This is a genomic window from Sphingomonas guangdongensis, from assembly GCF_900199185.1.
GTDB classification, from domain to species: Bacteria; Pseudomonadota; Alphaproteobacteria; order Sphingomonadales; family Sphingomonadaceae; genus Sphingomonas; species Sphingomonas guangdongensis.
This window is the reverse complement of sequence record NZ_OBMI01000002.1, coordinates 512,554-535,461: the sequence shown is the minus strand read 5'-3', so window position 1 is coordinate 535,461 and position 22,908 is coordinate 512,554. Positions and strand designations below refer to the sequence as shown.

The window sequence follows — 22,908 nt, the reverse complement described above, 5'->3', positions numbered from 1 at the left end:
CGGACCGGCGACGGGCCGGCCCGGCCCCCGCTTACTGGTTGTTCTGGCGGTGCAGGAAGCGCGGGATGTCGAGCGGCGCCTTGTCCTCGCTGTTCTCCTCCGCGCGGGCGCCGCGACCGGACATGCGCTCGAACAGCGTGCCGCCGGTCTTGAGCTTGGGCGCGGGCTCGGCCGGCGCCTCCTCCTCAGCCGCTCCGGTCAGCCAGCGGCGACGGATCGAGGGCTCGCCCGCGGCGGGCTCCTCCGCGGCCGGGGCAGCGTCGGACGGTGGCACGTCCATCAGCGCGTCACGGCCGAGCACCAGCTCGTCCTCGTCGCTCGCCGTCGCGCTCGCCTCCGGGAGTTCGTCCTCAAACCGGTCGGCCGCGGGCTCGGCCGGGCTGGCGAAGCCGGCGGCCGACTGGGCCGGCGCCTCGACCGGCGGTTGCAGCGGAGCGACGGTCGCGGCCGGCTCGCGGCGCGGCGCGTTGAAGGAGAAGACACGCGGCGCCTCCGGCTGCGGCGCAGGAGCGGCGACATCGGTCGTCGCCTCGATCCCGGTCGCGACCACGGAAACGCGGATCTTACCCTCCAGCTCCGGGTTGAACGCCGAACCCCAGATGATGTTGGCGTCGGGATCGACCAGCTCGCGGATGTGGTTCGCGGCCTCGTCGACCTCCAGCAGGCGCATGTCGTCGCCGCCGGTGATGGACACGATCACACCCTTCGCCCCGCGCATCGACACGCCGTCGAGCAGCGGGTTGGCGATCGCCTTCTGCGCCGCTTCGATCGCGCGGGCGTCGCCGGACGCCTCGCCCGTGCCCATCATCGCCTTGCCCATCTCCTGCATCACCGAGCGCACGTCGGCGAAGTCCAGGTTGATGAGGCCGGGCATGACCATCAGGTCGGTAATGCCGCGCACGCCCTGCTGCAGCACCTCGTCCGCCAGCTCGAACGCTTCCTTGAAGGTCGTGTTGGCGTTGGCGATCAGGAACAGGTTCTGGTTTGGGATGACGATCAGCGTATCGACGTACTTCTGCAGTTCCTCGATGCCCGCATCGGCCGATGCCGCGCGGCGCTTGCCTTCGAACGCGAACGGCTTGGTCACCACGCCGACGGTCAGGATGCCCATGTCGCGCGCGGCCTTGGCGATCACCGGCGCCGCGCCCGTGCCCGTGCCGCCGCCCATGCCGGCGGCGATGAAGCACATGTGCGCGCCTTCCAGGCTCTTCTGGACCTGCTCGATCGTCTCCTCGGCGGCGGCGCGGCCGATCTCCGGCCGGCTGCCCGCGCCCAGCCCTTGCGTGATCTTCGCGCCGAGCTGGATCCGCTGGGTCGCCGACGACTGCTTCAGCGCCTGTGCGTCGGTGTTCGCGACCAGGAACTCCACGCCCTGCACTTCGGCGCGGATCATGTTCGCAATGGCGTTGCCCCCGGCGCCACCCACGCCCACCACGCTGATCCGCGGCGTCAGCTCGTCCACTTCAGGCGGAAGGAATTCGATGCTCATGCCTTTGGTCTCCCACATGCCCCCATGACGCCGGAGCACCTATACCGTCCCGTTTTGCACCAGTCGCCAGCGTCGATCTAGCGCAATCTGTCCCGCTGGTAACAAAAGCTCAATAGTTGGCGCGGAACGCCGACAGAAGCCGGCCCCACACCGCCATCCCCTTCGGCCTGACCACCGTCTGCTTGCCCTCGATCGCGCGCAAGTCGACCGGGTTGGCGGCGGCGAAGGTGGCGAGGCCCGCGAGCGTCGCGAACGCCGGTCCCGCATGCGCCTCCGGCAACGCGGACAGCCCGCGCGGGCGGCCGATCCGGACCGCGCGGCCGAGCGCCTGCTGCGCATAGTCGGCGATCCCGCGCAGCTCCGCCCCGCCACCGGTCAGCACCAGCTGGCGCCCGACCGGATCGTCGAAGTTGAGGCGTTTCAGCTCCTTCTGAACCTCGCCCATCAGCCGCTCGAGCCGGGCGCGGATCACCGTGTTGAGCTGCGCGCGGGTGATGCGTGATCCGTCCGGCGCCTCCTGCTCGACGCTGACCGGGGCCACGTCGATCATCTCGTGGTGGTCGCGCGGGCTCATGTTGGCCGAGCCGTGGAAGCACTTGAGCCGCTCGGCCTGCGCGCGGCGCGTGCCAAAGGCGGAGGCGATGTCGTCCGTGATGTCGGCCGCGCCCATCGGGATGGAGGCGAGGCTCGCCAGCACGCCCTCGCGGAATACGCTGACGTTGGTGATCCCCGCGCCGATCTCCACCAGCGCGACACCCAAGTCGCGCTCCTCGTCCGACAGGCAGGCAAGGCCCGTCGCCACGGGTGCGGCGATGATCGACTTGACCTCCAGGTGCGCGGAGCGGACGCACAGGTCGAGGTTGCGGACCGGCGATCCGTCGGTCGCGACGACGTGGATGTCGACGCCCAGCTTCTCGGCGTGGAGCCCAGCCGGGTTCTTGACGCCGTTGCGACCGTCCAGCGTGTAGCGCATCGGCTGCGCGTGGAGCACCATTCGACCGTTGGGATCGATCGCCTGACGGCCGGCCATCAGCAGCTCGTCGATGTCACCCTGCTCGACCCGGTGGCCGCCCAGGTCGACTTCCAGCTTCAGCACGTCGCTGACCAGGCCCCCGGCGGAAAAGCTGACCCACACGTCCTCGATGTTGATGCCGGCGATCCGCTCCGCCTGCTCGACCGCCTCTCGCACCGCCGCTTCGGTTGCGCTCATGTCGGCGATGTAGCCGCGCTGCACGCCCCGGCTCTCGCGCTGGCCGGTGCCGAGCACCACCAGTTCGCCGCCGTCGCCGACCTGCGCGATGAGGGCCGATACCTTTGACGAGCCCACGTCCAGGGCGGTGATCAATCCTTCTGGTGCAACCTTTGCCATTGCCGTTCCCCGTTAAGCCCTGCGCCCGCTCAGGCGCCTTCCCCCGTGATCGCCTTGTTGCTGGAGCCGCCGCCCGGCAGGCGGAGCACCAGCTTCTCCGGATCGCGCATGTCGAAGCGGAGATAGCCGCGACCGAGCAGCCGGTCCGCCCGGTCGAGCTCGGCGAACTTCGCCAGCGCCTTCGCCGCCGGCCCCTCGCCTTCCGGCAGCGCCAGCCGCTCGCCGCTGTCGAACAGCAGGTCCCAGCGCCGATCGCCGACCCAGGTTGCGGCGCGGATCAGGGGTTTGAGCGCCGGCGCCGCGCCCATCAGCGCCTGGAACTGCGGTTCCTTCTCGTTCGCGCCGTCGCCGATGATGAGAGGCAGCGCGGGCATCGCGCTCGCCGAGACGGGTTCGAGCGGTGTCCCCGACACGTCGATCAGCATCAGCTGGCCGTGGTTCTGCCAGATCGCGACCGGCTCGCGCTCGACGATGTCGATGGCGAGCGTGTCGGGCAGGCGGCGCGACACGCGCGCGTCGGCGATCCAGGGATAGTCGAGCAGCTTGGCGCGCACGCCCTCCAGGTCGATAAGCGGCATCGCGCGGCTGCGCTGGTCGAGCGCGACGGCGTAGACCGACATGCGCTCCATGCGCCTGAGCCCGGTGATCTCGATCTGCTCGGCGCGAAAGCCGGCCCGGCCGACCGCCTCAGCCATCGCCGTCCCGATCGCGCCCGGGATGCCGAGCCAGGACGCCATGATCAGCAGCACCGCGACCGCCGCAGCGAACATCGACCAGCCGGTCGCCTTGCGCAGCGTTTCCTCGCTGACCGGAACGGCGGCCACCGCGCGGTCGAGCAGGCCGACCTTCTTGGCCGGCTTGCGGCCGCGGGCCGGCTGCGGCTTGCGTTTCAGGGTGCGTCCGGCGGTCGCGGCACGGCTCATGGCTTGCGGCCCTCCATCGCCTCGTCGACGATCCACTGCACCAGCTCGGGATAGCTCATCCCGCAGTGCGCCGCCTGCTCGGGCACCAGGCTGAGCGGCGTCATCCCCGGCTGGGTGTTCACCTCCAGCAGGAACAGCCCGTCCACACCGCGCTCGTCGTCCCAGCGGAAGTCGGCGCGGCTCGCGCCCTTGCAGCCGAGGATGCGGTGGGCCTCCACCGCATACGCCTTGCACGCCGCGGTGATCTCGTCGGGGATCTGCGCGGGAAAGATGTGGTCGGCGCGGCCGTCGGTGTATTTCGCGTCGAAGTCGTACCAGCCGGTCTTCGGCCGCACCTCCGTCACGCCGAGCGCGCGGTCGCCCAGCACGGCGGTCGTCAACTCGCGCCCGCGCACGTACGGCTCGGCGAGCAGCTCGGCGAAGTCCTGCCATGGTCCCGCGACGTCGCGACCGATCGGCTGGCCGTAATTCCCCTCCGCCGTGACGATCGCGACACCGATTGACGACCCCTCGTTGACCGGCTTCACCACATAGGGGCGCGGAAGCGGATCGCCCTCGAACAGCTCCGCCGACTTCACGACGCGTCCGCCCGGCATCGGCACGCCATGCGGCACCAGCACGCCTTTGGTCAGCACCTTGTCGACCGCGATCACGGAGGTGGCGAGGCCGGAATGGGTGTAGGGAATGCCCATCAGGTCGAGCATGCCCTGCACCGTCCCGTCCTCCCCCGGCGCACCGTGGAGCGCGTTGAAGACCAGGTCAGGCTTCGCCTCCGCCAGCCGCGCGGCGACGTGGCGGTCCATGTCGATCCGGGTGACGCGGTGGCCGAGCCCCTCCAGCGCATCAGCGACGCCGGCGCCCGACATCAGCGACACTTGCCGCTCGCCCGACCAGCCGCCCATCAGCACCGCGATGTGGAGCGGGGTCATGCCGGCACTCCGACGCGCTGGATCTCCCATTCGAGCTCCACGCCCGAGTGCGCCTTGACGCGCGCGCGGACGTCCTCGCCTAACTCCTCGATATCGGCGCTGGTCGCACTTCCTAAGTTTAGGAGAAAGTTAGTGTGCTTGCTCGAAACCTGCGCGCCGCCCCGCGTGAGCCCGCGGCAGCCGGCCGCATCGACCAGCGCCCAGGCCTTAAGCCCGTCCGGGTTCTTGAAGGTCGATCCGCCGGTCTTGCTGCGCAGCGGCTGCGACGCTTCGCGCGCCGCGGCGATGCGGTCCATCTCGGCCTGGATCGCCGCCGGCTCGCCGGGCTCGCCGCGGAACGTCGCCTCGATCACGACCGCGCCGTCCGGCAGGTTGCTGTGACGATAGGTGTAGCCGAGCTCGGCCGCGGACAGCGTCCGCCGCTCGCCCGAGCGCAGCACCACCTCGCACGAGACGAGGATGTCGGCCGTCTCGCGCCCGTAGGCACCGCCGTTCATCCGCACGAAGCCGCCGACCGTGCCGGGGATCGAGCGGAGAAACTCGACGCCCGCGATCCCGGCATCGCGCGCGGTGGACGACACCAGGATCCCGCTCGCGCCGCCGCCGCAGGTCAGCGTCGGGCCCTCCGCCGACACCCGCGCGAACGGCTTGCCGAGGCGGATCACCACACCCGGCACGCCGCCGTCGCGCACGATCAGGTTGGAGCCGAGCCCGAGCGCCATCACCGGCACGGCCGATTCGAGCGCGGCGAGGAAGGCGGCCAGGTCGTCAGCGTCGGCCGGCTCGAACAGACACTCGGCCGCTCCGCCGGCCTTGAACCAGACCAATGGCGCAAGCGGAGCGTTGGCGGTGAGCTTGCCCCGCGCTCCGTTCGTCCCGAGCGTAGTCGAGGGCCCCTTGGACCCGGGCACACCTGCGGCGGTCGGTCCCTCGACTTCGCTCGGGACGAACGAAAGGCTCACTTCCACCCCCACAGGCTCGCCCATGCCTTCCACGCGCGCAGGTTCGCCTCCGCGGCCGCCTGGGTTACCTCCTGCGCCTGCGCGACCTGCTTGCCCGCGTAGAGCAGCTTCTGCGCGGCCGCGAGCTGCGCCTTCTGCGCGTCCAGGATCTGGCGCTGGAACTCGACCGCGGTGGAGAAGAAGTCGCTCATGCCGCCCGCTCCCGCTCGATCGCGGGCGCAAGCCCCGCGGCCCACTTGGTGATATCGCCCGCACCCAGACAGATCACCTGATCGCCGGCGCGCACCTCGCCCGCGAGTGTCGCCGCGAGATCATCGGCATCGGCGACGGTCGCCGCCTGATAATGGCCGCGGCGCTTCAGCCCCTCGACCAGCGCCTCGGCGGACACGCCCTCGACCGGCGCCTCGCCGGCCGGATAGACTGGGGTGACATAGACCGCGTCAGCGTCGTTGAAGGCGCCCTGGAACTCCTCCATTAGGTTGCCGAGCCGCGAGTAGCGGTGCGGCTGCACTACTGCTATCACCCGCCCCTGCGCACTCTCCCGCGCCGCGGAGAGCACCGCGCGGATCTCGACCGGGTGGTGACCGTAGTCGTCGATGATGGTGGCGCCCGCCACTTCGCCGACCTTGGTAAAGCGGCGCTTCACGCCGGTGAACCGCTCAAACCCGCGCTGGATCGTCGCGTCGTCGATGCCGAGCTCCAGCGCGACGCCGATCGCGGCGAGCGCATTCTGGACATTGTGGCGGCCGGGCATCGGCAGGTCGATGTGCTCGATCGAGCGGACGCTGCCGTCGCGGTGGCGGATCAGCGCCTCGAACCGGTTGCCGCCCGGATAGGGCGTGACGTTGACGCCGCGCACGTCGGCGCTCGCCGCGAAGCCGTAGGTGACGATGCGCCGATCGCGCACCCGCGGGATCAGCGCCTGCACTTCCGGATGATCGAGGCAGAGCAGCGCCGCGCCGTAGAAGGGCACATTCTCCACGAACTCGACGTAGGCATCCTTCGCGCGCTCGAAGCTGCCGTAATGGTCCAGGTGCTCGGGATCGATGTTGGTGACGACCGCGATCGTGCCGTCCAGCCGCAGGAAGCTGCCGTCGCTCTCGTCGGCCTCCACCACCATCCAGTCACTGGCACCGAGCCGCGCGTTGGAGCCGTAGCTGTTGATGATCCCGCCGTTGATCACGGTCGGATCGACCCCGCCCGCATCGAGCAGCGCCGCGACCATCGACGTAGTCGTGGTCTTGCCGTGGGTGCCCGCGACCGCGACCGTCGATTTCAACCGCATCAGCTCGGCCAGCATCTCCGCGCGACGCACCACCGGAATGCGCTGCGACAGCGCCGCCTCGACCTCCGGATTGCCGCGCTTCACGGCCGTCGAGATCACGACCACGGCTGCGTCGGCGACATTCTGCGCCGCGTGGCCGATCGTGACGGGAATACCGCGGCTGCGCAGTCCCTCGATCACGTAACCTTCCGCCACATCGCTGCCCTGCACCGCGTAGCCAAGGTTGTGCATCACCTCCGCGATCCCGGACATGCCGATTCCGCCGATCCCGACGAAGTGGATCGTGCCGATGTCGGTGGCGACACCCCTCATGCCAGCCCCTCCACCAGGTCGGCCAGGTCGCGCGCGGCGTTCGGCCGGCCGCAGGCCTTCGCGCGCGCGGCGGCGTTCTCCAGCGCGGCGGGTTCCAGCCCCAGCTTCTGCATCTGCTTGGCGAGCTCGGTGGCGGTGAACTGCGGCTGCGCGATCGTCCGCGCGCCGCCGGCCGCGGTGATCTCGCGCGCGTTGGCGGTCTGGTGATCGTCGGTCGCACTCGGCAGCGGCACCAGGATGGCCGGGCGCCCCGCCGCGGTCAGCTCGGCGATCGTGGACGCGCCCGCGCGCGCGATCACCAGGTGGGACCAGGCAAGCGTCTCCGGCAGGTCGGGCAGATAGGTCGCGAGCTCGGCGGGGATGCCGTGCTCCGCATATTTTGCGCGGACCGCGTCGATGTCCTCGATTCGCGCCTGGTGCGTCACCTGCAGCCGGCTACGGAAATGGACGGGCAGCAGCGCGAGGCCGTCCGGCACGACCTGGCTCAGCACGGTCGCGCCCTGCGAGCCACCGGTCACCACCACGCGGAAGATGCCGTCCTCCTCCAGCACGGGGAACGGTCGCTCGCGAATGGCGAGGATCGTGTCGCGCACCGGATTGCCGGTCAGCCGCACCTTGGCGGCGTGCACGGGCTTGAGCCGGGCGACATCGGGATAGGAGGTCGCGATCGCCGCCACCTTGCCCGCGACCAGCCGGTTGACGCGGCCGAGCACGGCGTTCTGTTCGTGCACCACCGCCGGAATCTTGTCGGCGAACGCGGCCAGCAAGGCGGGGAACGCCGCATAGCCGCCGAAGCCTACGACGACCGCGGGCTTGAACGTCCGGTACAGCTCACGCGCCATCGCGCGGCCCGCCCACATCTTGCTCGCGGTGCGCGCCCAGCCGAGCGGCCCGCCCGCCAGTCGTCCGGCCGGCAGCACATGGGTCTGCACGCCATCGAACAGGCCGGGAAAGCGGACGCCGCGCTCGTCGCTGACCAGCGCGACCCGGTGGCCGCGGCGGTGAAGCTCGGTCGCGAGCGCGGCGGCGGGCACCATGTGCCCCCCGGTGCCGCCGGCGGCGAGGACGAAGTGACGGGACGCGGCCATGAACTCTCTTAGCGAACGATGTAGGGTGAGCGGTGCAGATACGGGTTGCGCCGCGTAAAGGCGAGCAGCAGCCCCATGCCGATCGACAGCGCGATCATCGACGATCCCCCATAGCTGATGAAGGGAAGCGTCATCCCCTTGGACGGCGCCAGCCCCGTGTTCACCGCCATGTTGATCGTCGCCTGTACCCCGAACTGTGCGGCGAGCCCGGCGGCGGCGAGCAGGCGGAACGCATCCTCCTCATCCAGCAGCTTGATGAATACGCGCGCCACGATCGCCAGGAACAGCATCGCGATGATCGCGCAGGCGATCAGTCCGAACTCCTCGCCGACGACCGAGAAGATGTAGTCGGTGTGCGCCTCCGGCAGGCGGAACTTGGCGGTCCCGCCGCCCGGACCGGTGCCGGTGAGCCCGCCGCCGGTCAGCGTCGCGTGCGCCATGTCGGTCTGATAGTGATCGGAGCCCGCGCCACCGTGATCGGGGAACAGGAAATTGTCGATGCGGATGCGCGCGGTGTCGTAGAAGAGATAGGCCGCGACCACGCCGCCAACGCCCAGGCCGACCAGGGAGCCGATCACGCGCGTGTGGATGCCCGACACCATCAGCAGGATCATCCACACGCTGCCGAACACGATGGTCTGCCCGAAGTCGGGCTGGAGCATCAGCGTCGCGCCGACGATCGCCGTCAGCACGCCCGTGACCGGCACCATCGGCAGGTCGGGGTCACGCCCGCGCAGCGACAGCAGCCAGGCAATTGCGACGATGAAGACGGGCTTCAGGAACTCCGAGGGCTGGAATTGGCTGATCCCAACCCCCAACCAGCGCTTCGCTCCGTTCACCTCCACGCCGATCACGGGCGTGGTGAGCAGCAGCAAGAGGAACAGTGCGGCGGCGCCGAGCGCGAAGCGCCGCGCGAGATTGGGCGGCAGCATGGAAACGACCAGCATGACCGGCACCGACACGCCAACCCACATCAACTGGCGCCAGAAATAATACATCGGCGCGATCTGGTGCGCGCCCTCCGAGTAACGGCGCGCGGTCGCCGGACTCGCTGCCGCGACCGCGATCAGCCCAACCGCGATGAGGAGAAAGGTGAGCAGCAGCAGGACCCGGTCGATCTCCCAGAACCACAGCGCGACCGGCCCGCGATTGGCGCGGCCGAGGCGCTCCTCGACCCGGCTCTTAAACCCCTTGGGCACGGCGTCGCGCAGCGCATCGGTCATGGCAGGGCCTCCACGGCGGCGCGGAACTGGGCGCCCCGATCCTCATAGTCATGAAACTGGTCGAACGAGGCGCAGGCTGGCGACAGCAGCACCGTGTCGCCTGTGCGCGCCTGCGCGGCGGCATCCTGCACGGCCTGCGCCAGCGTGCCGCTCTCTGTCACCGGCATCTCCGGCGCGAGCAGCCGCGCGAACATCGGCCCCGCCTGCCCGATCGTGTAAGCGCGCGCGACATGGCCGAACGCCGTGCGGCAGGCGTCGAGATCGTCGGTCTTGGCCTGCCCGCCCACGATCCAGTGGACCCGGTCGAACGCGGCGAGCGCGGGCGCGGTGGAGGTCGGGTTGGTCGCCTTGCTGTCGTTGACCCAGAGCACGCCGCCCTTGGTCGCGACCCGCTCGGTGCGGTGCGGCAGGCCGGGGAAGCTCGCGAGCCCTGCGTCGATCGCGGCATTGTCGATGCCGAGCGCCTCGCACACCGCGATCCCCGCGAGCGCGTTCTGCGCATTGTGCGGGCCCTGCAGCGCCGGCCAGCGCGACTGGTCCATGCAGACGCCCGGCGCGATCTTGGTGAGATCAGCGCTGCGGCCCGCCTTCGCCACGTCGCGCGCGATCTCGGCGGAGGGCGCGTCGCCGATCCCGATCACCGCCGCCTGGCCCTTCGCCTGCATCGCGAACAGCCGCGCCTTGGAGGCGGCGTAGGCGTCGAAGCCGTCATAGCGGTCGAGGTGGTCGGGCGTGATGTTGAGCAGCACCGCGACATCGCAGGCGAGGCTCTGGGTCAGGTCGATCTGGTAGCTCGACAGCTCCAGCACATAGACGCCGCCCTCCGGCAGCGAGTTCTGGGCCAGGATCGGCAGACCGATGTTGCCGCCCATCGTTGTCGGGACGTCCGCGGTTGCAAGAATGTGGTGGACCAGCGCGGTGGTGGTCGACTTGCCGTTGGTACCGGTGATCCCGACGACGCGGTGCGGCGGGAGGTCGCCACGTCCTCTCGCGAACAGCTCGATGTCGCCGATGATCGACACGCCCGCTGCACGCGCCGCGGCGGCAATCGGGTGACGATTGAGCGGCACGCCCGGCGACACGATGACCGCATCGAACCCGGTCAGGTCATCTAGCAGAGCAAGCTCAACCCCGTCGGCGCCAGAGAGGATGGCGTCCCGCTTCGCCTGATCCTCATCCCACGCGACCACCTCCGCCCCGCTCGCGACCAGCGCGCGCACGGTTGCGGCGCCGGAGCGGGCGAGCCCCAGCACCGCGTACCGCTTCCCCGCCCAGGCCGGGGACGTGATCACCGCAGCTTGAGCGTCGAGAGGCCGGCGAGCGCGAGCACCAGGCTGATGATCCAGAAGCGGATCACCACCGTCGGCTCCGACCAGCCGAGCTGCTCGAAGTGATGGTGAATGGGGGCCATGCGAAACACGCGCTTGCCGGTGCGCTTGTAGAAAAACACCTGTATGATGACGGAGAGCGCCTCCACCACGAACAGCCCGCCGATGATGCCGAGCACGATCTCATGGTGCGCAGTGACCGCGATCGCGCCGAGCGCGCCGCCCAGCGCCAGGCTGCCGGTGTCACCCATGAAGACCGCGGCCGGCGGTGCGTTGAACCACAGAAAGGCGAGCCCCGCACCGACCACCGCCCCGCAGAGGATGGCGAGCTCGCCCGCCCCCGGAACGTGCGGGATACCAAGGTACACGGCGAAGCGCGCGTTACCGGCCAGATAGGCGATGATCATGAAGGTGACGCAGGCGATGATCACCGGCATCGTCGCCAGGCCGTCAAGCCCGTCGGTCAGGTTCACCGCATTGCCGAACGCGACGATCGTGAAGGCGGCGAAGACGATGTAAAACGGCCCGAGATCGATCGCGATGTTGCTGAAGAACGGCACGTACAGCTGCGTGCCGTTGAAGCTGGTGATCAGCCACGCCGCCGCGCCCGCGATCACGAATTCGCCGAGCAGCCGTACGCGGCCGGAGACGCCGGCAGTGCTCGCCTTTCGCACCTTGTCGTAGTCGTCGAGGAATCCGATCATGCCGAAGCCGAGCGTGACGAACAGGCACGCCCAGACGTAAGGGTTCGCCAGATCCATCCACAGCAGGATCGAGAGGGTGAGCGAGGTCAGGATCATGAGCCCGCCCATCGTCGGCGTGCCGACCTTGGCCAGGTGGGTCTGCGGCCCGTCGCTGCGGATCGGCTGACCCTTGCCCTGGCGGACGCGCAGCCAGCCGATGAAGCGCGGGCCGATGATCCAGCCGATGACGAGCGCGGTCGTGACCGCGCCACCCGTGCGGAAGCTCAGGTAGCGGATCAGGTTCAACACCCCGGGAAAGCCGAGCTCGGCGGCGATCCAGTACAACATCTACGCAACCCCTGCCGGAATCGCCTGAGCCAGGCCGGCGACGACCGCCGACAGTCCGATCCCGTTCGATCCCTTGACGAGCACCACGTCCCCCGGTGCCAGCACCCCCGCGAGCGCGACCCCCGCCGCGCCTGCATCCGGCACATGGACGAAATCGGTCCGGCCCTCAAGCGCCTGTGCGAGCGGCAGCATCTCCGCGCCAACCAGTATGACGTGCGCCAGCCCCGCTTCGCCGATCGGCTCGGCAAGGGCGGCGTGAAAGGCGTCGCTCTCCTCCCCCAGCTCGCGCATCCCGCCCAGCACCGCCAGGTGGCGGCCGGGCTCGGCGGCCAGCACCTTCAGCGTCGCGCTCATGGACGAAGGATTGGCGTTGTAGCTCTCGTCGATCACCAGCGCGGTGCCGCCCGCCACTGCGGTCGTCACGCGCGCGCCGCGCCCGGGCAGACCGCCCATGTCGGCGAGCGCAAGCCCAGCCCGGCCGAGGTCACCGCCGACGGCATCAACGGCGGCGAGCACCGCCAGCGAGTTCGACACCCAGTGCTCACCCGGCTGCGCGATCGTGTAGCTGAGCGTGCGCGCACCGATCTGCGCGAGCACGTAGCTGCCGCCGCTCGCCAGCCGCATCGTCTCCAGCGCGCGCACGTCGGCGCCCTCTCCTAACCCGAAGGTGACGATGCACGCGGCGTGGCGCTCCGCCGCTGCACGCAGCCGCTCGTAGTGCGGGCTGTCGAACGGCAGGATCGCGGTGCCGCCCGGCTCAAGTCCGTTGAAAATCTCCGCCTTGGCGTCCGCGATCGCCTCCTCGCCGGTGAAGAAGGCGGTGTGCGCGGGTGCGATGGCGGTGATGATCGCGACGTCGGGGCGCACCATCGCGGCGAGCGCGGTCAGCTCGCCCGCGTGATTCATCCCCATCTCGAACACGCCGTAGCGCGTCGCGGCCGGCATACGGGCGAGGCTCAGCGGCACGCCCGTATGATTGTTGTAGCTCTTGACCGACCAGTGCACGGCGCCAGCCGCAGCCCGATCGAGCGCGGCGGCGAGTGCCTCCTTGGTACCGGTCTTGCCGACCGACCCGGTGACGCCGATCACCCGCGCGTCCGTCCGCGCCCGCGCCGCGCGGCCGAGCGCCTCGAGCGCCGCCATGGTGTCGGCGACCAGCACCGCCGGGTGCGGGACCGGCTGGCTGACGATGGCGCCCGCCGCGCCGTTGCCGAACGCGCCGTCGAGAAAGCGGTGGCCGTCGGTCGCCTCTCCGGTCAGCGCGATGAACAGGTCGCCCGCGCCGACCTCTCGCGAGTCAAAGGTAACGCCGGTCGCGGCAAACGCACCGCGCACCTCACCGCCGGCAGCCTCAGCGATGGCGTCGGCGGTCCACAGGCTCACGCCGCGCACTCCCGGGCGACAGTGACGTCGTCGAACGGCAGGACAAGGTCGCCGACGAGCTGCCCGCCCTCATGCCCCTTGCCCGCGATCAGGACGATGTCGCCGTCCCGCGCCATGCCGACCGCCTCGGCGATAGCGGCGCGGCGATCGCCGATCTCGGTCGCGTCCGGCGCGCCGGCCAGCACCGCGGCGCGGATCGCGGCCGGGTCCTCGTTGCGCGGGTTGTCGTCGGTGACGATCACGACATCGGCACCGGCGGCGGCCGCCTGCCCCATCGGCTCGCGCTTGCCCTGATCACGGTCGCCGCCGGCGCCGAACACCAGGATAAGCCGGCCCGTCACATGCGGCTTGAGCGCCGCGATCGCCGCCTCCAGCGCGTCTGGGGTGTGGGCATAATCGACGTAGACCGGCGCGCCGGCGGACGTGATCACCGCGCGCTCCAGCCGCCCGCGCACCGGGGTGAGCCGCGCCAGCGACTGCAGCGTGTGCGCGACATCGCCGCCGCTCGCGATCACCAGCCCGGCCGCCGTCAGCGCATTCGCCGCCTGGTACGCGCCGATCAGCGGCAGTTGCACGCGGTGACGGGTGCCCTCCGCCTCGATCTCGAGCCCTTGTCCGAGCAGCGTGGGCGTGCGTCCGACCAGCCTCAGCGTGTCGCCATGCTCGCCCACCGTGATGAGCCGCAAGCGCCGGGCATGGGCGATGTCCACTACCCGCTCCGCCTGTGGATCGTCGGCCCAGACCACCACCGCGCCGTCGTCGGCGAGCACCTGCGCGAACAGCCGCAGCTTGGCGGTGAGATACGCCGCCATGTCGCCGTGATAGTCGAGGTGGTCGCGGCTGAGATTGGTGAACGCTGCCGCCGACACCTTCACGCCCTCGCTGCGGTACTGCGACAGGCCGTGGCTCGATGCCTCGAAGGCGGCGTGGGTCACGCCCTCGCGCGCGAGCCCGGCCATGTTGGAGAGGAAGGTGACGATGTCGGGCGTGGTGAGCCCGGTCGCGACCCGCTCGTCCGCGGTGGTGACGCCGAGCGTGCCAATGGAGGCGGCGTGATGCCCCGCCATCCGCCACAGCTGGCGCGTCATTTCGACCGTGGAGGTCTTGCCGTTGGTCCCGGTCACCGCGACGATCGTTTCGGGGAACGGCGCAAAGAAGCGCGCGGCGAGCTTCGCGAAGCACTCGCGCGGCTGATCGTTGCGGATCGCGACCGCGCCATCGACCGGCACACCCTGGCGGCACACGACCGCGATCGCCCCGGCCGCAATCGCCGCCGGGATGTAGTCTTCCCCGTTCACCCGCGCACCCTCGAACGCGCCGAAGATGGTGCCCGGCGCGACCTTGCGGTGATCGATCGCGAAGCCGGTCACCGCCTGTGCCTCGTCGCCGCCGGTGAGCGCGCCGAGCCTCATTCCGCCGCCGGTGCCTTGTCGCCCGGCGCGTGCCAGAGCAGCGACTTGATCTCCGACAGGTCGACGTCGCGGTTCATCGACGGCTGGACGCCCAGCAGCGGTCCGGCGCGAGTGATCACCCGGCTGACCACCGGAGCGGCGGTGTAGGCGGCGGTGGTCTGGAACGAGTTCTCCGCCACCCGCTTGGACGAGTCGAGCATGGCGATTACCACATAGCGCGGTGCGTCCATCGGGAAAGCCGCAGCGAACGTCGAGACGTTGACGTTCCTGTTGTAACCGCCTGCCGACGGCTTCTCCGCGGTGCCGGTCTTGCCACCGACACGGAAGCCGGGCGCCTCCGCCTTCTTGCCGGTGCCGTCGGTCACGATGACACGCAGCAGCTGGCGCATCCGCGCGCTGGTGCTTTCCGAAAATACCCGGCGGCCCTTGGCGGCATGGCTCGGGTCCACCTTCATCAGCGTCGCCGGCCGCCAGATGCCGCCGTTGACCAGCGTCGCGTAGGCATTGGCCAGGTGCAGCGGCGTCACCGCGATGCCGTGGCCGTAGGCGGTGGTCATGGTGGTGGTGCGGGCCCAGAACTTCGGCCACAGCGGGCGCGCCTTCTCGATCTCGATATCCGGCGCGGTGTCGAAGCCCAAGCGCCGGAACGCCGCCGACAGCTTCTCCTGTCCCATCTCGTCCGCAATCCGGGCGGTCGCGATGTTAGACGAGTGGATCAGCGTCTCCGGAATGTTCAGCCAGCGGTTTTGCGCGTGATCGTCCTTGATCTTGAACCGCCCGACCTGGAGCGGCGCGGTCGCGTCGAAGCGCCGCGCCATCGACGTGACAGTGCCGCTGTCGATCGCGGCCGCCATCGCGATCGGCTTGAACGCCGAGCCGAGCTCGTAGACGCTCTGGGTCACGTTGTTGAGGATGCCGCCCTCGCCCGACTGGACCTTGTTGGGGTTGAAGCTCGGCAGCGACGACATCGCCATCACCTCGCCGGTGTGGACGTCCAGGATCACGCCCGCGGCACCCGCCGCCTGGAACGCGGTCATCGCGCGGCCGAGCTCGTTCTCCAGCGCCGCCTGCACCCGCAGGTCGACCGACAGCGCCGCCGGCTTCGACCGTTCGACCGGATCGTTCAGCTGCGCGTCGAGCACCTTCTCCATGCCGCGCACGCCCGAGCGCTGGCTGTTGAGGTAGCCGAGCAGCTGCGCCCCCAGCGCCGACTGGGGATAGAGCCGCTCAGGCTCCCGCGCGAAGGTGATGCCAGGATCGCCCAGCGCGTTCACCGCGGAGACCAGCTCCGGCATCGCGCGGTGCTTGAGGTAGGTGAAGCGCACGGGCGCGTTCAGCAGGCGGAAGTAGGCGGCGGCATCCCGCTCCGGCATCAGCTCGGCCAGCCGTTCGGCAAGCAGCACCTTGTCGCCGATGACGTTATCAGGCTGCACGCCGATCGACCAGGCATCGATCGTCCGGGCGAGCGGCGCGCCGTTGCGATCGACGATGTCGCCACGCAGGGGAACCAGCGCCGCCGCCGCGTCCCGCGATGTCGCGGGCTCCGCCGACACCGCCAGCCAGCCGAGCTTCGCGACCACCAGCAGGTTCGCGAACACGAACAACAACATGAGGATCATCAGCCGGACATGCGCGACGGCGACCAGCGAGGGTCGGCCGGCGTCGCGTCGGCGATCCCCCGCCTGCGGGGCGACCAGGACGATCAACGAAGCGACGCCGTTTCGCGCCGCGCGCTCGACACCAGGTCACCGATCGTGCGGTCGCTGAGCAACCCGTCGTCGACCATCGCCACCCGCTGGATGCGGCCGAGCGTCGCCGTCTTCTCGACCGCGCGGGTGACCGCCGCCTTTACCGCAGTCTCGGCCGTGGCGGCCGCCGCCGGTGTGGCGAGCGCCTGCTGAGTCGTCGGCGCCGCGGGCTCGGGCAGGCCCGCCGGTACCACCAGCGCGGCGTATTGCTGCTCGCCCGCTGCCGGCAGCTGCAGCGAGGCGAGCGCGGCTTCCCCCGCCATGTACTGCTCCGGCCGCGGGGCGGACAGGGCGAGCACGTCGCCGTTCCAGCGCTCCAGCTGCGCCATGTTGGCGCGGGTGTCGAACTCGGTCTCCAGCGCGCGAATGTCCTTGCGCGCGCGAATGATGGCGAGTTCCACCGCCTCCACCCGCGACCGCTCGGCGGCGACCTGCGAGGACACCATGTAGCAGGCCGGCGCCACCACAGCGAAGCAGAGGATCCAGCCGAAGCCCTTCAAACCGCCGACAGCCATCGCACTCCCTCCTTACACACGCCACGCCGCGGCCGCCGTGCGCCGCGCCACCCGCAGGGTCGCCGATCGCGCACGCGGGTTGCGCGCGACCTCTTGCTCGCCGGCGCGCACGGCACGCGCCGGAGTCTCGAACGTCGGATCCGCCGCCGCCTGCGCAACCGGCAGGTGGCGCGAGCCGCCCGGCGTGCCGCCGCTGCGCTCCCGCAGGAACCGCTTCACGACCCGGTCCTCCAGGCTGTGGAACGTCACCACCGCCAGCCGCCCGCCGGGGCGCAGCACCGCCTCCGCGGCGCGCAGTCCCTCAGCCAGCTCGTCGAGCTCGCGGTTCAGGTGGATGCGGATCGCCTGAAAGGTGCGGGTCGCCGGATCCTTCTTGTCGTGCGGCTTGTGCCCGAGTGCGCGGCGCACCACCGCGGCGAGCTCCGTCGTGCGGGTCAGCGGGCGCGCGGCGACGATCGCGCGGGCGATCCGGCGCGACTTGGGCTCCTCGCCGTAGCGGTAGAGGACGTCGGCGATCTCGCTCTCGTCTGCCTCGTTCACGAAGTCGGCGGCGCTCTGCCCCTCCTGCGCCATCCGCATGTCGAGCGGCCCGTCCGCCTGGAACGAGAAGCCGCGCTCTGCCCGGTCGAGCTGCATGGAGGACACGCCGATGTCCATCACGACGCCGTCGACCGCGTCCGTGCCGCGGCCGGCGAGCTCCTCCGCCATGGCCGAGAAAGCTGCCGGCACCAGCGTCAGCGCGCCCTCCGCCGCTGCGACCATCGACTGCCCCTCGGCGGCCGCGTCGGGATCGCGGTCAAAGGCGATCACGCGCGCGCCGGAGGCAAGCATCGCGCGGGTGTAGCCGCCGGCGCCGAACGTCGCATCGACGTGGACCTCGCCCGCCGCGATCTGCAGCCCGGCGAGCACCTCGTCGAGCAGCACCGGCACGTGCGGCGCGGGCGCGCTCACGCCTTTGCCCCGCGCAGCTCGAGATAATATTCGCACCACTCGCGCGTCTCCGCGTCCGCCTCCGGCGCGGCGAGCAGGACAGTGGGCGACCAGATGTTAAAGGTGCGGCCCGCACCCGCGAAGAAGGCGAGATCGTCGATCTTCGCCTTGCGCTTCAGCAGGCCGTGCAGGACGAAGCGGCCGGCCGGATCGAACACGGCACGATCGACGTTGCCGAACGACTGTTCCTTCTGCCGGCGATAGTCGGCGCCGTCGTCGGCCGCGACCTCGCGACCGTCGATGCGCTCGTGGTTCAGCTGGCTCCAGCTCGTGTCATAGGCGCGCAGACACGGCAGGTCCGGGTGCTTGGCGACGACAATCGTGCGCGCGTCGGGGCCCTCGGCATTCCGCTCGATGACAGTGCGGAACTGCGCGGGGATGGCGACGCGACCCTTCGCATCGACCCCCTGCAGCGCATTGCCCTCATAAAGCCCGCTGATTGCCAAGATCCGCCCCTTGCAGGGGCAACGCACCTCCCATTCCGCAGACGACCATCGTCGCCGGCGGAGCGCCGTGCACATTGCGCGGGATTTTGCCCCTGTAGCTTCGGCTTACCAAAAGCGTCGTTCGCCAGCAAGGGAAACCATGCCTCAGCATGGGATTTTGCCCCACTTCATGCCTGTTCCAGCTTTGTTCGTGGTCTCGCTTGGGAAAGCACCTGCGCCCGCACGCAAGTGACGGCGCGGCGGCTCGCAAGATCAACCAAGTCCCAGGGTCAGCGACGCTGATCGACGCCACGAGCGCAGCTCAGGCGGCTGCCGCCTCCGGCTGGACGGCAGGCAGCGTCAGCACCGCGCAGGCCCCCGCCCCCGTCCCGCCACTTTCCAGGTGCAACGTTCCGCCCATCGCGGCGACGGCATTCGCGCACCAGTGCAAGCCCAGCCCGCCGGACTTGTGCACCCGGCTGGAATAGCCCCGCTCGAACAGCGCGGCGCTTTCCTTCGGCGCGAAGCCCTCACCATTGTCGCGGATCGTCAGGGTCACGGCGTTGCTCCGCTCCGCGATCGTCGCGGTGATCGCGCCGCCCTCGATCCCGGCGGCCGCGATCGCCTCCGCCGCGTTGGTCAGCAGGTTGCCGATGACCTGGCTCAGGATCACGCGGTTCGCGCGGGCGAGGTGCGGCTGCGCGGGGAAGGAGAAGGCGATCGACTGGCCGCCGGCGAACTGCGCGATGGCGGCGTTCTGCGCGACCACCTCCGACAGGTCGACGGGCCCGAGCGGCGCCGGCTCCAGCGTTCCCTGGCGCTGCCCGCCGACGATCTCCAGCACCTGGTTGAGCGCGGCGCGGCCGACCGCGAAGCTGGCCGCACGCGCCTGCTGCTCGCTGGTGTGGGCGGCAAGGCCGGCGGCGACGAAGGTCGCCAGCTTGCGACGTCGCTCCGCCGGAACATCGTCCTCCGCCAGCTCGGCGACGGCCCGATCGATCAACGCGCGGTCGCCCGCCGGGGTGCTCGCCAGCTCGTGCGACAGGATGGTGCTGATCGGATTGAGCGCGTTGCGAACATTGTGCATGACCGCCACGGCATTCTCGTGCTGGCCGAGCCGAAACGATTGCACCTCGACCTGCTCGCTCAGGTCCTTGAAGCGGCGCAGCATGGTGTTGAGGCTGTCGACCAGGCTGCCGATCTCATCGCGGCGGGCCGGCGCGACCAGCGGTGCCGGCGTGCCCGATCGGCCGGCGCGCGTCATGTGGCGCTCGACCAGGCGCAACGGTGCCAGCACCAGCGCCGCGACGCCGACGCGCAGCGCGAGCAGCACCGCCAGCAGCAGCGCGACCGCTCCCGCCACCGCCAGGGCAAGAACGCGCCGGCCAAGAATCGACAGGTCGCGGGGCAGCGACACTTGCGCGGCACCCGCAGACGGCGTGCCTAAATGAAGCGGAACGGTGATGACCAGCGTGTCGCCAAACGCGACGACGGTCGGCTGCGCAGCAGCGGAAGCGGTAATCGTCACTGGCTGGCCGAGGATGAGGCTGAGCGCGGCGGCGCGCGCCGGTTGTCGCTCGGTCCGCAGGGCGGCGATCGCCTCCTGTGTTCGCTCGATCTGCGCGCGCACCGCCGCGCGCTCGATCCGCTCGAAGCCGGGTGTGATGACCGCGGAGAGCAGCAGCGCGAGCGCGAGCGCGCCGCCCACCCCGACGCCGCCGAGCAGCAGCGCCAGCTTGGCGCCGAGCGAGCGCGGCGCGAGCGCGATCCGCCACCGCGCGAGCCGCGTCACGCCGCGGTTCCGGGCGCCTCTGTGATCGGCGCGCGCACGAAGCGGCGCTCGGCCAGCAGGAGCGCGTCCTCCGCCGGCATCGGCCGCGCGAGGTGGTAGCCCTGCAGGTGCGAGCAGCCGGCGGCGCGCAGCGTATCGACCTGCGCCTCCGTTTCGACTCCTTCGGCGACGACCTCGAGGCCCAGCGAGCGGCCGAGATGGACGATCGACTGGACGATCGCCATCGAGGTCCGCTCCCGCCCCATGCCGTCGATGAAGCTGCGATCGACCTTCAGGCAGTCGAGCGCGAACTTGCGGATGTTGGTGAGGCTGGAATAGCCGGTGCCGAAATCGTCGAGCGCGATCCGGAAGCCCATCTGGCGCAGGCGGTAGAGCGTGTCGGCCGCGCGCTCCGCATCGTCGAAGATGGCGGTTTCGGTGATCTCGATCTGTACCCGGTTCGGAGCGACGCCGGAGCGCTGGACGCGCTCGACCAGCTGCCCGACAAAGTTCTGGCGGCGGAACTGACGCGGCGAGAAGTTGACGGAGACATATTGGCCCGGCCAGGTCTTGACCGTCTCGAGCGCCGCCTCAAGCACCCAGTCGCCCAGATCGTGGATCAGATTCGATTCCTCGGCGATCGGGATGAACAGCGCCGGGGACATGGTGCCATACTCGGGGCTCTGCCAACGCAGCAGCGCCTCGAACCCGGTGATCTCCAGCGACTCACGCGCGACGATCGGCTGGTAGTGGAGCTTCAGCTCGCCCGCGGTGATCGCGTGCGAAAGCCCGTCCTCGATCCGGCGGCGCAGGCGGATTGATTCGTCCATGGCCTCCGTGAACACCCGCACGAGCCCGCGGCCTTGCCGCTTGGCCTCGTTGAGCGCCAGGTCGGCGCGGCGCATCACATCGACAGGATCGCCGGCGGCGCCCGGCTCGACGACGACGACCCCGACGGAGGCGCCCCCCTGCACGTCGTTGCCGAACAGCGTGAAGGTCCGCGCGCACGCCTTGACCAGGCGCTCGCACGTCATCGCCGCGTCATCCTCGCCGGTCGCCGTGAACAGAACGGCGAACTCGTCCCCCCCCAGCCGCGCGACCAGCGATTGCGCTGGCGCCGCTTCGTGGAGCCGGGCGAACACGGCGCGGATCAGCTCGTCGCCGGCCAGATGCCCGTAGCTGTCGTTGACCAGCTTGAACCGGTCGAGGTCTAGCATGGCGGTTGCGAACATCTCGCCCGACCGCACGCTGGTCTGCAGCGCGCGCAGGAAGGCCAGGCGGTTCGGCGCCTCGGTCAGCGCATCGTGGTTGGCCATGTGCACCGCGCGGCTCTCGCTCGCGGCGAGCTCCAGCTTCTGCTCCTCTAGCAGCCGTACCTGCGCCGCCATCGCCTCGCGCGCCGCGGCAAGCTCGCGGTCGGCATGCCAGCGGTGGCAGAGCGCGCTCGCAGTCTGGACGACCTCCGCGACCTCGAAGGGCTTGGCGATGTAGAAGATCTTGTCGGCCGGACCCGCCGCGCGGCTGATGTCGAGCGGCGCGTGATCGGAATAGCCGGTGACGATCACCAGGTTGATGTCGGGATCGAGCGCGCGGATGCGGCGGGCGGTCTCCTTGCCGTCGATCCCCGGCGGCATGCGCACGTCGATGAAGGCAACTGCGAATGGCGCCTCCGCGGCCAGCGCACGCTCGACCGCGGCAACACCCTCCAGCCCCTGCAGGGCATGGGTCAGCTCGAAGCGCGCGCAGGCCGCCTCGGCGTCCAGACCGGCGGCATCGCGGCCGAACAACTCGCTCGCCATTGCCTCCAGCCCGGCGCGCGCGCCCGGCGCCGCACTGAAGCTGCGCGCATAGCTGTCATGCATGGCGGCTTCGTCATCGATGATCAGGATGCGCACGCGTGTCGGTTCCCGCCTGGTTCGTGACCAGAGCGTAAGCGAGCAGGGTTAACAAGGCGTTGAGAGCTCGCCCGCTCAGCGCGAACGAAGCCAGCCAGTGACAGAGTAGCGGCGATGGGCGGCGGCGCGCGTCACCTCCGTCACGCTGTGGCGCATCGGCACGCGGAACAGGTTGAGCGTATTAAATTCGGGCACGTAGCCGCCGTGAACTTCATGATCGTCGTGGAAGAGCAGCAGCCCGCCCCACTCCGCCCGCCACTGCGGCGTCAGGCCGAGCACATAGGCGGCGTGGCGGCGCTTGCCCGCGACGGCGTCGTCGTGCCCCGTGAGCAGGTCGCCGGGCGCGAAGGCGGTCGCCTGGGCATCGGCGAAGTCGATTTCAGTCGTGCCGGTGACCGTTCGCAGCAGCGTAATGACCGGATCGCTGGACAGCCAGTTCGCAAGGGTCGCGAGCGGATCGGGGCTGGCGAGCCGCGTGGTCGCGTCATCGGGCACCCGGATCGTCTCGTAGCGTAACTGGAAGCCGCTGCGTGCACCGGCATAAACGGCGGTGTCGAGTTGCGCCCGCTGTTCCGCCGTCATCGCGGCGCGCGCCGCGCGGGTCAGTTCGAACAGCTTCTCGCCCGAATTGACCACCTGCACCCAGTCGTCGCGGCTGCGCAGCAGCTCGTAGAGCGCCTGAGCGCCGGCGGGCGCCAGTAATTCATGGATCTGGACCCGCCCGTCGGCGGCGTACCGCGCGGCCAGCGCAGTTGCGTCGATCGCCGGGTTCAGGGACAAGACGGGCAGACCGGTCATGGTCGGCGGCGATACGCCAAAGCGGCCGGTCG

At 70.3% G+C, this 22,908-nt stretch carries 20 protein-coding genes; all 20 read right to left on the bottom strand.

Translation table 11 applies throughout. From position 1 onward, the window contains the following. Window positions 1-31: 31 nt before the first annotated feature. Window positions 32-1,489: a cell division protein FtsZ gene (gene ftsZ / locus CRO12_RS09725; protein ID WP_097064276.1), complete on the bottom strand. Its 1,458-nt coding sequence runs from the start codon at window positions 1,487-1,489 to the stop codon at window positions 32-34. A gap of 109 nt (window positions 1,490-1,598) precedes the next feature. Next, the gene (ftsA, locus tag CRO12_RS09720) at window positions 1,599-2,858 is read right to left on the bottom strand and encodes a cell division protein FtsA (RefSeq protein WP_097063844.1); all 1,260 of its coding nucleotides are present in this window, start codon (window positions 2,856-2,858) and stop codon (window positions 1,599-1,601) included. Window positions 2,859-2,887: 29 nt separating this feature from the next. After that, entirely contained in the window at window positions 2,888-3,781 is an 894-nt protein-coding gene (locus CRO12_RS09715) for a cell division protein FtsQ/DivIB (RefSeq protein ID WP_097063843.1), read from the bottom strand. Next, complete coding sequence (locus CRO12_RS09710; protein ID WP_097063842.1) at window positions 3,778-4,710, bottom strand: D-alanine--D-alanine ligase; 933 nt, start codon at window positions 4,708-4,710, stop codon at window positions 3,778-3,780. Before CRO12_RS09710 ends, CRO12_RS09715 begins: the two co-directional genes overlap by 4 nt. Continuing rightward, the gene (gene murB / locus CRO12_RS09705; protein WP_245858443.1) at window positions 4,707-5,621 is read right to left on the bottom strand and encodes a UDP-N-acetylmuramate dehydrogenase; all 915 of its coding nucleotides are present in this window, start codon (window positions 5,619-5,621) and stop codon (window positions 4,707-4,709) included. The genes CRO12_RS09710 and murB overlap by 4 nt, the downstream gene beginning before the upstream one ends. A 47-nt stretch (window positions 5,622-5,668) precedes the next feature. Beyond that, the gene (locus tag CRO12_RS09700; RefSeq protein WP_097063840.1) at window positions 5,669-5,863 is read right to left on the bottom strand and encodes a hypothetical protein; all 195 of its coding nucleotides are present in this window, start codon (window positions 5,861-5,863) and stop codon (window positions 5,669-5,671) included. Continuing rightward, window positions 5,860-7,269, bottom strand: a complete 1,410-nt coding sequence (murC, locus tag CRO12_RS09695; protein WP_097063839.1) for a UDP-N-acetylmuramate--L-alanine ligase — start codon at window positions 7,267-7,269, stop codon at window positions 5,860-5,862. The genes CRO12_RS09700 and murC overlap by 4 nt, the downstream gene beginning before the upstream one ends. After that, window positions 7,266-8,357 (bottom strand): undecaprenyldiphospho-muramoylpentapeptide beta-N-acetylglucosaminyltransferase, encoded by a 1,092-nt coding sequence (gene murG / locus CRO12_RS09690; protein WP_097063838.1) that lies wholly within the window; start codon window positions 8,355-8,357, stop codon window positions 7,266-7,268. Before murG ends, murC begins: the two co-directional genes overlap by 4 nt. Window positions 8,358-8,365: 8 nt before the next feature. Further along, window positions 8,366-9,580, bottom strand: a complete 1,215-nt coding sequence (locus CRO12_RS09685; RefSeq protein WP_097063837.1) for an FtsW/RodA/SpoVE family cell cycle protein — start codon at window positions 9,578-9,580, stop codon at window positions 8,366-8,368. Then, a complete protein-coding gene (gene murD, locus CRO12_RS09680; RefSeq protein WP_097063836.1) occupies window positions 9,577-10,872 on the bottom strand; it encodes a UDP-N-acetylmuramoyl-L-alanine--D-glutamate ligase in 1,296 nt (431 codons plus the stop codon). Before murD ends, CRO12_RS09685 begins: the two co-directional genes overlap by 4 nt. After that, window positions 10,869-11,939 carry a phospho-N-acetylmuramoyl-pentapeptide-transferase gene (mraY, locus tag CRO12_RS09675; protein WP_097063835.1) on the bottom strand — a complete coding sequence of 357 codons (1,071 nt, stop codon included), beginning with the start codon at window positions 11,937-11,939 and terminating at the stop codon, window positions 10,869-10,871. Before mraY ends, murD begins: the two co-directional genes overlap by 4 nt. Continuing rightward, a complete protein-coding gene (locus tag CRO12_RS09670; RefSeq protein ID WP_097063834.1) occupies window positions 11,940-13,322 on the bottom strand; it encodes a UDP-N-acetylmuramoyl-tripeptide--D-alanyl-D-alanine ligase in 1,383 nt (460 codons plus the stop codon). Beyond that, a complete protein-coding gene (locus tag CRO12_RS09665; RefSeq protein ID WP_097063833.1) occupies window positions 13,319-14,734 on the bottom strand; it encodes a UDP-N-acetylmuramoyl-L-alanyl-D-glutamate--2,6-diaminopimelate ligase in 1,416 nt (471 codons plus the stop codon). Before CRO12_RS09665 ends, CRO12_RS09670 begins: the two co-directional genes overlap by 4 nt. Next, complete coding sequence (locus CRO12_RS09660) at window positions 14,731-16,440, bottom strand: peptidoglycan D,D-transpeptidase FtsI family protein (protein WP_097063832.1); 1,710 nt, start codon at window positions 16,438-16,440, stop codon at window positions 14,731-14,733. The genes CRO12_RS09665 and CRO12_RS09660 overlap by 4 nt, the downstream gene beginning before the upstream one ends. Beyond that, window positions 16,437-16,997, bottom strand: a complete 561-nt coding sequence (locus tag CRO12_RS09655) for a hypothetical protein (protein WP_097063831.1) — start codon at window positions 16,995-16,997, stop codon at window positions 16,437-16,439. The genes CRO12_RS09660 and CRO12_RS09655 overlap by 4 nt, the downstream gene beginning before the upstream one ends. 12 nt (window positions 16,998-17,009) lie before the next feature. Continuing rightward, complete coding sequence (gene rsmH / locus CRO12_RS09650; RefSeq protein ID WP_179640954.1) at window positions 17,010-17,948, bottom strand: 16S rRNA (cytosine(1402)-N(4))-methyltransferase RsmH; 939 nt, start codon at window positions 17,946-17,948, stop codon at window positions 17,010-17,012. Further along, window positions 17,945-18,433, bottom strand: coding sequence for a division/cell wall cluster transcriptional repressor MraZ (locus tag CRO12_RS09645; protein ID WP_097063830.1), 489 nt, complete (start codon window positions 18,431-18,433; stop codon window positions 17,945-17,947). Before CRO12_RS09645 ends, rsmH begins: the two co-directional genes overlap by 4 nt. 301 nt (window positions 18,434-18,734) lie before the next feature. After that, window positions 18,735-20,204 (bottom strand): HAMP domain-containing sensor histidine kinase, encoded by a 1,470-nt coding sequence (locus CRO12_RS09640; protein WP_097063829.1) that lies wholly within the window; start codon window positions 20,202-20,204, stop codon window positions 18,735-18,737. Then, window positions 20,201-22,078: a putative bifunctional diguanylate cyclase/phosphodiesterase gene (locus CRO12_RS09635; protein WP_245858366.1), complete on the bottom strand. Its 1,878-nt coding sequence runs from the start codon at window positions 22,076-22,078 to the stop codon at window positions 20,201-20,203. The genes CRO12_RS09640 and CRO12_RS09635 overlap by 4 nt, the downstream gene beginning before the upstream one ends. Before the next feature lie 75 nt (window positions 22,079-22,153). Next, a complete protein-coding gene (locus CRO12_RS09630; RefSeq protein WP_097063828.1) occupies window positions 22,154-22,876 on the bottom strand; it encodes a 2OG-Fe(II) oxygenase in 723 nt (240 codons plus the stop codon). Between the last annotated feature and the right edge of the window lie 32 nt (window positions 22,877-22,908).